Consider the following 13,718-nt stretch of genomic DNA (forward strand, 5'->3'; position numbering starts at 1 on the left):
GTGCACCAGTCCCGTACCACCCTGCGCAGATCCGTGGTCGCCGCGGCGATATCCGTGACGCTGTGCGCCACCGCCGCGCCGGCCGCCGCTGCTGACGCCCCAGCGCCCGACCGGCGTCCGGCCACCGCGTCACCCGCCGCGCCGGGACCTGAGGCGCCGAGCCCCTTCGACCGGGTCGACCGCCGCGCCAAGGCCCCGAAGCCCGCCGCCCGGAAGCTCCCGGCGCCCGGCGGACTCACCGAAGGCCGCGTCCCCGGCCCCCGTACGGACAAGGCGAAAGTCACGGCCGGCGTGCCCCGCGCCACCGTCGGCAAGGCGTTGGTGCCGTGCACCCTCGACGGCGTCACGGGCCTGTCGCCCGCTCAGTTCGTCGACTTCCTCGCCGATCCGGCCGTCACCGCCGACGGGTGTCTGCGGGGGCTCATCTGGAACTGGGACCGGCGCCTCGCCCCGGTCATGTCGGCCGCGCACATCCAGGCCGTCTCCCAGCGCGTCACCCAGCTCGCCGCATCCCACGACGGCACCAACGGCAGCCACCTCCTTGAGATGTTCACCTACCTGCACGCCGTCTCCTACCAGGGCTTCTCGCACGACGAGGTCGACCTCACCGACCCGGCGACCCTGGCCGCCATGCGCCGCGCCGTAGACGCTTTCGGTACGGCCCCGCACGCCTTCGACGTCACCCGCTCCAACGCCGAGACGCTCCGCGAGGCACTCACCGCGGCCAGTGCGGCAGGTCTGCGCCAGTACCAACTCCCGCTCGTCAAGCGGGTCCTGGCCACGATGGACGCCGCTCATCCCGACACCGCCCAGGACCGCAGCTGGGCCGGCGCCGCCCTCTCCGCGCTCACCCTGAACTACCTCGGTGTCTACCCCGGCAACCAGGACAGCGCCTTCCGCGCCGCGGTGGCCGCCGACCCCTCCTATCGCGCGGCCTTCAAGGCGTTCGCCGGGCACACCCACCTCAAGGGCAAGCCCAACGCCTGGGTGGTGCGCGACGCGGTGAGCGAGTACGGGCGCATGGGCCAGATCGACGCCCTGCGCTCCGAGATCGTCGCCGGGCTCGGCCCGCTCCTGGACACCACCGCCCGCAACTTCGGTGACGGCAGCGCGCCGTGGGCGAAGGTCGTCACCTGGCTGATCGAATTCGAGGCCTGCAAGCCGTACAAGGTGTGCAGGGACGACATCGAGCGCCGCGTCTTCCCGCAGACCTATACGTACGACGAGGGCGGAATGAAGGTCCGCACCGCCCTCGACCGTGCCACCGTCGACCAGCTCTACTACGCGAGCAAGCAAGTCAAGGCCCAGTTCCACCGCGTCGTCGGTACCCAGGAGCCGCTCAAGGGCGACCCCAACGCAAGCCTGACCACGGTCCTTTACGCCTCCCGCGCCGACTACGAGAACTACCATCCGCTGCTGACCGGCATGGGCACCGACAACGGCGGCGTCTACATCGAGCGGGGCGCGACCTTCTACACCTACCAGCGGCGTGTTCCCCAGGACTCCTCGCTGACGCTCGAGGAGCTGTTCCGCCACGAGTACACGCACTACCTCAACGGCCGCTGGGCGGTGCCCGGCTTCTTCGGCGAGGGGCCGTGGTACGAGGGTGACCGGACGACCGCGATGGACGAGGGCACGGCGGAGTTCTTCGACGGTGCCACGCGCGACGACGGCATCAAGGTCCGCAAGTCCCTGATCCAGGGCATCATCGACGACACCGCGGGCGGCGGGCCGCGCATGACCGTGAACCAGCTGCTGCACGCCACCTACGACGGTGACGGCTTCCGCTTCTACGACTACGCGGGCGCCTTTTTCGAGTTCCTGTGGACCGAACGCCCCGCGCTGATCAAGGAGATGTACCGCCACCTGCGCTCCGACAACCCGGGCGCCTTCGACGCGTGGCGCGACCGCCTCGGCCGGGACTCAGGGCTGCAGAGCGCCTACGACGCCTTCCTCGACAAGCAGATCGCGCACGTCGACGACCTGTTCGTACCCGACACCAAGTACGTCCCCGTCGACCAGCTGCGTGACAGCACGGCCGAGCAGGTCCGCTCCTCGTTCGTCGCGACGACCGGCATCACACCCGATTGCCGTTCCATCAGCGCGCCGGGCCGCCCGCGGTTCGTGTGCACCGGCCGGATCACCGCGAACCTCAGTGACGCGGCAAGCCCCGACCTCGTCTTCAAGGACATGTCCGAGACCGTCGACTACTTCATCCTCGACCGGGCCGCGGGCGGCGACAACAACCTCACCGACATGAACTGCGCCTTCGGCGAGGTGGACATCTGGACCAACGGCCGCGCCGGGACGTCGCACTACACGTGCGAGGGCCCCCTGCGCGGCTGACAGCCATCCCCGTGCCGGCGGACGGCATCCGTGCGCGACACCGGTGATTTCGCCGATGTCGGCACCCCGTCGGCACCGCCACGGTGGGGACCGCCAACGAACACGGCGGTCTCCACCGGGGTGTACCTCCTCTCCCGGGTGGCTCCGCCACTACCGAGAGGACCCCTCCGTGCGCCTGCACGTCTTCTCCCGCCCTGTGATGCGGGCCGCTCTGGCCGCCGCGGTCGCCACCGCGGGACTCCTCGGCACCGGCCTCGCGCCCGGCGCCCAGGCCGCCGCGGACAACCCGTACGAGCGCGGCCCCGCACCCACCGTCTCCAGCATCGAGGCCGCGCGCGGCTCGTACGCCGTCTCGCAGACCAGCGTCTCGTCGCTGAGCGTGTCCGGCTTCGGCGGCGGCACGGTCTACTACCCGACGTCCACCGCCGACGGCACCTTCGGCGCGGTCGTCATCTCCCCGGGCTTCACCGCCTACCAGTCGAGCATCGCCTGGCTCGGGCCGCGGCTCGCCTCCCAGGGCTTCGTCGTCTTCACCATCGACACCAACACGACCCTCGACCAGCCCGACAGCCGGGGACGCCAACTTCTGGCCGCGCTGGACTACTTGACGAAGTCGAGCTCGGTGCGGGGTCGCGTCGACGCCTCCCGGCTCGGTGTGATGGGGCACTCGATGGGCGGCGGCGGCAGCCTGGAGGCCGCCAAGAGCCGTACCTCGCTGAAGGCGGCGATCCCGCTGACCGGCTGGAACTCCGACAAGACCTGGCCCGAGCTGCGGACACCGACGCTGGTGGTCGGTGCGGACGGTGACACCGTCGCGCCCGTGTCCTCCCACTCCGAGCCGTTCTACGAGTCGCTGCCGAGCACCTTGGACAAGGCGTACCTGGAGCTCAACGGCGCCAGCCACTTCACGCCGAACTCGTCCAACACGACGATCGCGAAATACAGCATTTCCTGGCTGAAGCGGTTCATCGACAACGACACCCGCTACGAGCAGTTCCTGTGCCCGCTGCCGAGGCCGAGCCTCACGATCGAGGAGTACCGGGGCAACTGCCCGCACGGCTCCTGATCCTGATGACCCGTCATGGGTGCCAGTCGTCCGTCGCCGACTGACAGGCGGCGGACGACGCGTGCCGCGCCCCGGCTCCTGCCCCCGGACTGTGCCCGCGCACACCCGGACGAGGCTGCCGCTGGTGGTGTGCCCAGTGCGGTGGACGCGGGGCTTCCGGGTTGTGTTACGCGGAAGTAACGTGCGGGCGTGACCCTTTCGACGACCGTACCCGGCGCGCTCAGGGCTCCCGAGCTGCACGGCCGCCGCGAGGAGATCGCCGCGGTGGAATCCCTGGTGGGGCGCTTGCGGGCCGGTCGAGGCGGCGTGCTCGCCCTCGTCGCGCAGCCCGGCCTCGGGCGCACCGCGCTCGTGGAGTACGCGCGGGCGATCTGCGACCCGGTCCCGTCGGTGCGGCCCACGGCCCCGGCGGCGCTGCCGAGGGAGGGCCCGCTGCTGGTCTGCATCGACGACGCGCACACTTGGCGCCCGGCGGCCCGGTCCGCTCTCCTGGCCGACCTGCGCCGCCTGCCCGCCGAGAGACCCGTGGCCGTGTTACTGACCTTCACTGAAGACCACGCCAGGGAGGGGGAGTTGGGAGGGCTCACGACGGTGCGCCTGGGTCCGCTCGACGACGGTGCGGCCGCCGCCCTGCTCGACGGGCTGACCCGCGGCTCGGTCGACCCGGTCGTCGCAGCCTGGCTGATCCGCGAGGCCGCGGGCAACCCGCGCCTGCTCACCGCCCTCACCGCGGCCCTCACCCCCGGCCAACTGTCCGGCCGCACCCCGCTCCCCGACCCCCTACCCGGCGGCGAAGAGGTCCTAGCCACCTACGCCACCCGCACCGACGACCTCCCCGGCCCAACCCGCGCCTTGCTGCTGCTCGCGGCGGCGGCCGGGGAGCATGAGCCTGAGGGGGCGGGGGTGGACCTGGCGTTGGTGTTGCGGGGGGCGGGGGTTGGGGAGGGGGAGGGGGAGGGGCTGGCTCCGCCGCTGCGGGCTGCGGCGGACGCGGTGCGTGAGGTTGAGGGGGCCGGTGTGGGCCCGGCTTTGTCGCTGGGGGCTGCGGCGGGTGGGGAGCGCGAAGCCGAGCGTGCGGGGTTTGAGCTGTTGTTGCGGGGTGGCTGTGGTTCCGTGGGGCTTGCGCCTGCTGAGGCTGCTGGGGTGGTCGTCGTAGTGGGTGGGCGCGTCCACTTCACTCACCCCCTCCTTCGCCGGGCGGTACTGCACCGCGCCCCGCTCGCCCGCCGCCGCGCCGCCCACGCCCGCCTCGCCGCCGTCTGCCGTGACCGCCTCTCCTGCCTGGTCCAACTCGCCAGCGCCGCAGGGGATCACGACGCGCGGCTCGCCGAAGCCCTCGCCGCGGCTGCGACCGCGTCCCGCCCGCACGCCGAGCGTTCCTCCGCCCTGGCCCGCGCCGCGGCACTCACCGCCGACACGACGCTGCGCACCGACCGGCTCGCCGACGCGGCGGAAGCGGCCCGCCTGGCAGGGGACCCCGTCCGGGCCCGCGCCCTGCTCGCCCGCACAGCTGCCGTTCCCGCCCACGGCGGCGTCCACCGGGTGCGCGGACTCTTGACCCTCGCCGACGGGCCGGTCGCCGATGCCAGGGAGGCCCTGCTCACCGCCGCCGCGTTGCTCCCGCCCGAACCGGCCCGCCACGCGCTGATCGCCGCGGCGGAGGCGGCCTGGGCGATGGGTGACGCCGCGGCCTACCGGGAGGCGATGGCGCGCGTCCCCGCCTGCGCCGACGACCCGCCCCTGGAGGCGTACCGCGCCGGAATGTGCGCGGTCCTCTCCGGCCGCACCGCCGAAGGCCACGCCCTGCTGCGTCGATGCCTGGACGCGTTACCCGGGACGGGCGGGCCGGCCGGGCTCCTGCGTGCCAGTGCCGCCGCCCTGGTCGTCGGCGAGGTTGCGACCGCCTGCGCGGCGGGCGCCAGGGCGCTGGCCGCCGTACGCGCCTACGGGCCCGAGGTCCTGCTGCCGCGCACCCTCGAACATCTGGCGTACGGAGAACTGCGCGCGGGGCGCCACACCACGGCCCGGGCCCACGCCCTCGATGGGCTCAAGGCCGCGCACCGCACCGGGCAGCCCAACGTCGCTGCCTCCCTGCACGCCGTCCTCGCGCTCGCCGCGTCCGTGGAGGGTGACGCGGAGGCCTGCGCCGGGCACGCGGCGGCCGCCGCCGAGGGCGCCGGACCCCACGGCCTCAACCAGGCCGCCACGCTCGCCGTCTGGGCCGTCGCCCGAGCGGATCTCGCGGCCGGGCGCCCAGGCGACGCGGCGGCCCGCCTCGCACCTCTGGTCGCCCCGGGGCCCCGGCGCGGGCACTTCGCCGTCAGGATGCTGGCCGTCCCCTGCTTCGTCGAAGCAGCCGTACAGGCCGGGCGCACAGCAGAGGCCCACAGCGCCACAGCCGAGTTCACCCGCTGGACCGAGTCCACCGCGGACCGGCTCGCTCCGGCCCAACTGGCCCGCTGCCGCGCCCTGCTGGCCCCGCCGCAGCAGACGGCCGCCGCGTACGAGAGTGCCCTCGCGCACCACGACCGCTCACCCGGCGAGTTCGAACGCGCCCGTACGCAGCTGCTGTTCGGCCAGTGGCTGCGCCGCAGACGCCGTACCCGCGAGGCGCGCGGCCCGCTGCGGGACGCGCTGGTCGGCTTCGAGCGGTGCGGCGCACGCGCCTGGGCGGACCGCAGCCGCGGCGAACTCCGCGCCGCGGGCGAGGCGGTCGCGGGGGAGCCGGGACCGAGACCGGGACCGGGACCGCTCGCCGCACTGACCCCGCAACAGCAGCGCATCGCCCGTCATGTGGCGGAGGGCGCCACCAACCGTGAAGTGGCCGTGCGCCTGTCGGTGAGCCACCGCACGGTCGACCACCACCTGCGCAATGTGTTCGCCGCGCTCGGCGTACGCTCCCGCGTCGAGCTGTCCCGGCTGCTCGCCGGCGACGGAGGGTTGCCGGACCGTGATGAGGAGATTGCCGCACACCTCTAGGTACCGACTGGGCGGTATGCCATTCTTCGGGCGTCAGGAAGATCCGGCGTGCACATTTCCCGTGGAGGCCCCATGCCACACGTCCTGCGGTCACGGGGCGGGCCCCTGCACGAAGTGCCCGCCATCGCCCCGATCGCCCCGATCGCCCCGCTCGCACCGGGCGCCCGTTCCCTCCTCGACGCCGAGGCCGTCGCCGTACTGCACCGCGCGGCCCGCGCCCTGCTGAGGGACCTGCCCGCGATGACCGACCGGCTCGTCGCGGAACTGCGCGAGCAGGAGCCCGCCTACCGGGCCGACATCGAGGCCCGCCCCACCGAGGTGTGGCAGGAGGTGCACCGCTCCCTGCGGTACAGCGTCACCTCGCTCCTCCAGCCGGGGGAGACCAGGGAGGCCGCCCACCGCACGTCCATGCAGATCGCCGGGGTGCGCGCCGAACGGGGCCTGCCGCTCGACGCGTTGCTGCACGCCTTCCGGCTCGGCGGGGCGATGGTGTGGCAGGGCCTGGTCGAGGAGGTCTCGCGCGGCAACCCCGACGACATGCGCCTGCTCATCCATGTCGCCACGGACGTATGGAACTTCGTCGACGAACACTGCGGCGTGGTCGCCGACGCCTACCGCCGCACCGAGCGCCGCATCGCCTGGCGGCACGAGAACCGGATGCGGCTCCTGACGGCGAGCCTCCTCGACGGAAGCGCCCGCCTCACCGATCTGCCCACCGCCGCCGAAGTCCTTGGCCTGCCCGAGGACGGGTGGTACGCCGTGATCGCCCTGGCGGGAGAGGAGTGCGTCCTCACCCTGCCGCCGGGGACACGGGCCCTGCGCCACTCCGGCCCCGACACCCAGTACGCCCTGGTCCTGCTCGGCGACGCCGAAGGCGACCCGGCGGCCGAACTGTCCGCACTCGGCGCTGGCCTCGCTCTGCCCACCGGGGCCCGCGCCGGCATCGGCTCACCCGTGGAGGGCCTGGCCGCCGTCCCGCACGCCCGCCGCCTCGCCGACACGGCGCTGCGCGCATGCCCCCGCAGCGGCGGCACCGTACTCCTGGACGAACGTCTGCCCGACGCCCTCGTCGTCTCGTCGCCCGAGCTGGCGGAAGCGCTCGCCGAGCGCGTACTCGGCCCGTTACGGTCCCTCGACCCCGCCGACCGGGACCTCCTGCTCGACACGCTCGTCGTCTGGCTGGAGACCGACGGCTCCGCGCAGCGTGCGGGCGCCCGCCTCTACTGCCACCGCAACACCGTCCTCAACCGCCTTCGCCGCGTCGAGCAGTTGACCGGCCGGAACCTCACCCGGGTCGGCGACCTGGTGGAGATATCGCTGGCGCTCGGGGCGCGCAGGCTGCTGGGTGGGTGAGCGCGAAACGGCGGTGGGCGGCAAGGGAATCCCTTGCCGCCCACCGCGGAGCCGTACGCCCGTGTCAGGGCCGGTGTCAGACCACCGGCACCGGGTACGTCGGGTACTCCACGCCGGAGACGTGCTGGACGACGCGGATGACCTGGCACGAGTAGCCGAACTCGTTGTCGTACCAGAGGTAGAGGATCGCGTTGTCGCCGTCGACCTTGGTGGCGCCCGCGTCGACGATCGAGGCGTGGCGCGAGCCGACGAAGTCCATGGAGACGGCGTCGGGAGCGGTCGTGAAGTCGATCTGACGCTTCAGCGGCGAGTGCAGCGAGACGTCGCGGAGGTGCTCGAGGACTTCTTCGCGGGTGGTCTCGCGGCCCAGGCGCAGGCTCAGGATGGCGATCGAGACGTCCGGAACGGGGACGCGGATCGAGCTGCCGGTGATCGGAGCCTTGAGATCGGGCAGAGCCTTGGCGACGGCGGAGGCCGCACCGGTCTCGGTGATCACCATGTTCAGCGGCGCGGAGCGGCCGCGGCGGTCGGCCTTGTGGAAGTTGTCCAGGAGGTTCTGGTCGTTGGTGAACGAGTGGACCGTCTCCACATGGCCACGCAGCACGCCGTACTCGTCGGCCATGGCCTTCAGGGGCGGCACGATCGCGTTCGTGGTGCAGGAGGCGCAGGACAGGATCTGCTCGTCCGGCTTGATCGTGTCGTGGTTGACGCCGTGCACGATGTTCGGGACGTCGCCCTTGCCCGGCGCCGTCAGGACGACCTTGTCGACACCGGGGCGCAGGTGCTTGGAGAGCCCCTCGCGGTCGCGCCACTTGCCGGTGTTGTCGATGAGGATGGCGTCCTTGATGCCGTACGCCGTGTAGTCGACCTCGGAGGGGTCGTTGGCGTAGATGACCTTGATCTCGTTGCCGTTGGCGATGATCGTGCTGTTCGCCTCGTCGACGGTGATCGTGCCCTGGAACTGGCCGTGGATGGAGTCACGGCGCAGCAGCGAGGCGCGCTTGACGATGTCCTGCTCGCCGCCCTTGCGGACGACGACGGCGCGCAGGCGAAGGCCGTTGCCGGAACCGGCCTTCTCGATGAGCAGGCGGGCGACGAGGCGGCCGATGCGACCGAAGCCGTAGAGGACGACGTCGCGTCCCTCGCGGCTCTCGATCTTGTTCTCGCCCGTGGCACCGGCGACGGCCTCGGCGGTGAACTCCGCGACCGACAGACCGCGGTCGTCGGTCCTGTATGCCTCCGCGAGCAGGCCGAGGTCGATCTGCGAAGGGCCGAGATCGAGCGTGGTGAGGGCCTGGAGGAACGGCAGCGTCTCGGTGACGGAGAGTTCCTCGCCGGCTATCTGCCGGGCGAATCGGTGGGTCTTCAGGAGGCTGACCACCGACTTGTTCACCAAGGAGCGGCTGTGGAGCAGGACGGTGACGTCCCGCTCCCGGTGCAGCTTCCCGATGATCGGGATCATCGACTCCGCGATCTCCTCGCGGTGCTTCCAATTGGTGAACGAGTCGTCATTGACAGTCACAGAAGTATCTTTCGAGCTAGGCGGCGCTCATATGCTAACCCGACGCTGCTTTTGATCATGCAATGGGTGCCGCCCGCCCGCGCTTCAGAGGGGATTCGGGGGGGGATTCAGAGGGGAACGGCGACGGCGTTGAACGTCGTCCCGGGCTCCTGAGGGCTCGTGAAGCGGGCGTTGACGAGGTAGAGACGGTCGCCCCAGCGGGCCGCGGTGGTGGGCACGTCGAAGCGGGGGTCGGTGATCGTGCGGCGCAGGGTGGCGGTGCCCGCCTCGGCGTCGAGGTGGAACACGCTGATGAGGTTCAGCCGGTTCTGTACGACGTACAGGGTGCGGCCGATGCGGAGGAGGCCGTCGCCGTTGACCACGTTGTCCGCGCCGACCAGCGTGATCTCGGTGGCGTACCCGGTCTTGAGGTGTACGCGGTAGAGCTTGCCGGGGGAGCTGCTGACGACGATCAGGCCTCGGCCGTCGGGGGTGCCGACGATGCCGTTGGCGTTGATCACGTCCGGGGTCTGCACCCAGTCGCCGCCGAGCGGCAGCGCGCGCACCTTGCCCTTGCCGCCGCGCGGCACTCCGTGGAGCACGCTGTCACGGGAGTCGGTGAACCAGGCGCGGTCGCCGAGCAGGGCCACGTCATTGATGAAGTGGCCTGCGGCTTCGGTGAGTTGGTACGTGGCCACGAGCTTGCCGCTGCGGGTGTCGAGGACTCGCGCGACCCCGGTGTTCCCGGCGATGTAGAGCAGGCCGTCGTCGTCCACCTTCAGGCCGACCGCCACCATGCCCGCGGCCCCCTCGTAGAAGACCTCGCCCCGGCCGGTGCGCAGGTCGGTGCGGTAGACGGCGCCGTTGGCGCGCGAGCCCATGTAGGCGTACGGCCGTCTGCCGATGGCTATCCCCTCGGGGAGGAAGCCGTCGGGGAGCGGGAACTCGGTCGGCCATGTGGCGCCCTGTGTGGCGGTGGCCGCCCCGGCCGTTCCGGCGCCGGTCGCCACCGTGAGGGCTGCGAGGGTGGCGCCGCCGAGAAGGGTGCGCCGGGACGGCTGGGGGTGATTCCGGTGATCGCGGGTCATGTTCCGGGCCTCCGTGGAGAGCGGGGGTGGGAGCTTCAGCGGCCTCAACTCTGTTGCGCGTAAGGCATGTTGACAACGAGGTGGCCGTGTCCCGGGTTCCCTGGCGTCCCGCTCCCGCGTGCGACCTGCGGCTCAAACCCCACCTTCGCGACCCCATAAGCCGTCCTTATGAGGTCATAGGTCAAGGCCGGGTACTAACTTAGGATTGCCTTAGTTTAGGCTTCCCCACGAGCCCCATGTCTTCGCTCGAAGGGAAACCTGATCATGTCTCGCCCTCTGCGGGTAGCCGTTGTCGGAGCCGGTCCGGCCGGCATCTACGCCGCCGACGCGCTGCTGAAATCCGCAGCGGCGGTCGAGCCCGGTGTGTCGATCGACCTCTTCGAGCGGATGCCCGCGCCCTTCGGCCTCATCCGCTACGGCGTCGCCCCCGACCACCCGCGGATCAAGGGCATCATCACGGCCCTGCATCAGGTCCTGGACAAGCCTCAGATCCGCTTCTTCGGCAACGTCGACTACCCGAACGACATCGACCTGGACGATCTGCGCAGCTTCTACGACGCGGTGATCTTCTCCACCGGCGCGACGGCCGACCGGGCGCTCGACATCCCCGGCATCGACCTCGACGGCTCGCACGGCGCCGCGGACTTCGTCTCCTGGTACGACGGCCACCCGGACGTCCCGCGCACCTGGCCGCTCGACGCGGAGAAGGTCGCCGTCCTCGGTGTCGGCAACGTGGCGCTGGACGTGGCCCGCATCCTGGCCAAGACCGCGGAAGAGCTCCTGCCGACCGAGATCCCGCCGAACGTCCACGAGGGGCTCAAGGTCAACAAGGCGCGCGAGGTGCACGTCTTCGGGCGTCGCGGCCCCGCCCAGGCCAAGTTCAGCCCGATGGAGCTGCGGGAGCTCGACCACTCCCCGAACATCGAGGTCATCGTCGACCCCGAGGACATCGACTACGACGACGGTTCGATCGCGACCCGGCGCGGCAACAAGCAGGCCGACATGGTGGCCAAGACCCTGGAGAACTGGGCCATCCGCGACGTCGGCGACCGTCCGCACAAGCTCTTCCTGCACTTCTTCGAGTCGCCGACCGAGATCCTCGGCGAGGACGGCAAGGTCGTCGGCCTGCGCACCGAGCGCACCGCCCTCGACGGCACCGGCAACGTCAAGGGGACCGGCGAGTTCAAGGAGTGGGACCTCGGCGCCGTCTACCGCGCCGTGGGCTACCTCTCCGACGAGCTGCCCAAGCTGCCCTGGGACATCGCGTCGGGCACGGTGCCGGACAAGGGCGGCCGGGTCATCGAGGAGACCGGCGAGCACCTGCAGTCGACGTACGTCACCGGCTGGATCCGCCGCGGTCCCGTGGGCCTCATCGGCCACACCAAGGGCGACGCCAACGAGACGGTCGCCAGCCTCCTGGACGACCACGCAAACGCCCGCCTGCACACGCCCACGGCCCCCGACCCGGCAGCAGTCGAGGCCTTCCTCGGCGACCGGAACGTCCGCTTCACCACGTGGGATGGCTGGTACCGCCTCGACGCCGCGGAGAAGGCCCTCGGCGAGGCGGAGGAGCGCGAGCGCGTGAAGATCGTCGAACGCGAGGACATGCTCAAGGCGAGCGGGGCCTGAGGGCGCCTATGGGCGCCTAAAGACAGGCTGTCCCGAAACTGGTGGGGGATTGGCAGGCGTCCAGGTCTCCCACCGGTGAGGCGCCCTGATTCCACCGCGCGAGCATGAACTGACGCTTCACGTCGAGAGCGTCGGCCACTGGGTTGAGATGGTCGAGCCCCATGTGCCCGTCGGGGGAGCTGTCGCCCGGCGCGAGCCGTCTGCTCGTCGAGTTGCAGGCCGCCCCGCTCCAGCCCGCGTGAGCAGCCCTCACGCCACGTCCCCGCCTACGCTGCCGCAGACGGGGACGTGGACTTTGTCCTGTGCGTCAGTTCCTTCGGCGACGCCCCTGCGCATAGGGGCCGTGGCGATCGTGTTCCCGCCATTCCTCGTCATGGGGGTCGCGGTTTTCGCCGCCTGTGTTGTCTCCAGGCGCCGAAATGTGTTCCCCCTTGTCGACCTTGGCCAGTAGCGAGGCGAGGGGATCAGGGGGATCGTCGGAGCCGCGCTCGGGCGGCGGCCCTGGCTCTGTCCTGTCATTACGCGACTGTGACGTACCGCTCATGAGTAGCCCCTCCGACTCGCTGAGATGCACGCGAGATCTTCCCTGGAAGGTCGCGGGTAATCATGCGCCCGTGGCGCGCTTGGAGGCGAACTCGATCCCTACGGCTCTTACGTGGCCAGAGAAATCCACGGCCAGCGCCTGTTCGTCTCGCCCCAACTTGGCCTACTCATAGCCCACTTCGGTCCTCACGTCGTGCCGCCCGTCATCCCGCCTGCACCGTTCCTCCAGGCCTTCCTCCGGATCGGCATCCCCCTGAACGCCGGGAACTGAACGGGAACCAGACGCCCCCCGCAGCCGACCACTGGTGCGCAAGTCCCGTACGCCGCGCCGCCCACGCAGCCGCGGCGTACGGGCCGGAACAGCTCACTGGATCGAGGTTGCGGCAGCATGCACTGGTACGAGGACGACGGGTTCTGGTCCGACTTCTCCGAGACGATGTTCTCCGAGCGGCGGCGGGCGGAGACGGCGGACGTCGTCGCGCGCTCGCCGCTGCTCCAATTCCCGGCGGGTAGCCGCGTGCTCGACCTGTGCTGCGGGCCCGGCCTCTACCTCGTGCCGCTGGTGCGCCGTGGCTACACGGTCACGGGTGTCGACCTCAGCGCGGAGCTCCTCAAGCGGGCACAGGCCGTGTGCGAGGACGACGGGGTCGATGTCCGCCTGATCCGGGCCGACATGCTCACCCACGTCGAGCCGGACGCGTACGACGTGGTGCTCAACGTCTTCACCTCCTTCGGCTACTTCGACGACCCGCAGGACAACGTCCAAGTGCTGCGCAACGCGTACGACTCGCTGGTGCCCGGCGGGCAGCTGTTCATCGACGTGATGGGCAAGGAAGTGCTTGCCGGGTGGATCGGCCGCCCGCAGATCGTCGAACTCGACGGCGCGTACGTGGTGCAGCGCGACACCGTCCTGGACAGCTGGACCCGGCTGCGGACCGACTGGACGCTCGTGCGTGACGGCATTGCGCGCGAGGCATCCATCACCTCCTTCCTCTACAGCGCGGCCGAACTCCGCACCCTCTTCGAGGACGCCGGGTTCACCGGCGTGGAGTGTTTTGGCGGCTTCGACGGTGAGGCCTACGACCATCACTCGCGGCGCCTCATCGTGAGAGGCACCAAGCCCGGCCGGTGAGCGGGGCAGTTCGTGAATCTCCGGGAACTCGGCGGCATCGACCGCCGACTACTGGATCGTGCCGCCCACGCAGAGGCGGCC

The 13,718-nt window shown here is 71.3% G+C and carries 8 protein-coding genes; 6 read left to right on the forward strand and 2 right to left on the reverse strand.

Translation table 11 applies throughout. The features are described from left to right. The 4 genes from ACWGI2_RS33635 to ACWGI2_RS33650 all read left to right on the forward strand — a co-directional run bounded on the left by ACWGI2_RS33635 (window position 1) and on the right by ACWGI2_RS33650 (window position 7,744). Entirely contained in the window at window positions 1–2,346 is a 2,346-nt protein-coding gene (locus ACWGI2_RS33635) for a collagenase (protein WP_453699566.1), read from the forward strand. A gap of 199 nt (window positions 2,347–2,545) precedes the next feature. After that, window positions 2,546–3,412, forward strand: coding sequence for a bis(hydroxyethyl) terephthalate hydrolase (gene bdeA, locus ACWGI2_RS33640; protein ID WP_453699810.1), 867 nt, complete (start codon window positions 2,546–2,548; stop codon window positions 3,410–3,412). Between the two features lie 189 nt (window positions 3,413–3,601). Continuing rightward, window positions 3,602–6,391: a LuxR C-terminal-related transcriptional regulator gene (locus tag ACWGI2_RS33645; RefSeq protein ID WP_453699568.1), complete on the forward strand. Its 2,790-nt coding sequence runs from the start codon at window positions 3,602–3,604 to the stop codon at window positions 6,389–6,391. Window positions 6,392–6,463: 72 nt separating this feature from the next. After that, window positions 6,464–7,744 carry a PucR family transcriptional regulator gene (locus ACWGI2_RS33650; protein WP_453699569.1) on the forward strand — a complete coding sequence of 427 codons (1,281 nt, stop codon included), beginning with the start codon at window positions 6,464–6,466 and terminating at the stop codon, window positions 7,742–7,744. Window positions 7,745–7,820: 76 nt separating this feature from the next. On the opposite strand, the gene ACWGI2_RS33655 is transcribed toward ACWGI2_RS33650, so the two are convergent. Then, window positions 7,821–9,266 (reverse strand): glyceraldehyde-3-phosphate dehydrogenase, encoded by a 1,446-nt coding sequence (locus ACWGI2_RS33655; RefSeq protein WP_453699570.1) that lies wholly within the window; start codon window positions 9,264–9,266, stop codon window positions 7,821–7,823. Between the two features lie 107 nt (window positions 9,267–9,373). Further along, window positions 9,374–10,333, reverse strand: coding sequence for an SMP-30/gluconolactonase/LRE family protein (locus tag ACWGI2_RS33660; RefSeq protein WP_453699571.1), 960 nt, complete (start codon window positions 10,331–10,333; stop codon window positions 9,374–9,376). A gap of 264 nt (window positions 10,334–10,597) precedes the next feature. Between ACWGI2_RS33660 and ACWGI2_RS33665 the strand changes: the two genes are divergently transcribed. Then, a complete protein-coding gene (locus ACWGI2_RS33665; RefSeq protein WP_453699573.1) occupies window positions 10,598–11,962 on the forward strand; it encodes an FAD-dependent oxidoreductase in 1,365 nt (454 codons plus the stop codon). 931 nt (window positions 11,963–12,893) lie between these two features. Then, the gene (locus tag ACWGI2_RS33670; RefSeq protein ID WP_453699575.1) at window positions 12,894–13,637 is read left to right on the forward strand and encodes a class I SAM-dependent methyltransferase; all 744 of its coding nucleotides are present in this window, start codon (window positions 12,894–12,896) and stop codon (window positions 13,635–13,637) included. Window positions 13,638–13,718: the final 81 nt, after the last annotated feature.

The sequence above is a fragment of the Streptomyces sp. NPDC054866 genome (genome assembly GCF_053610745.1).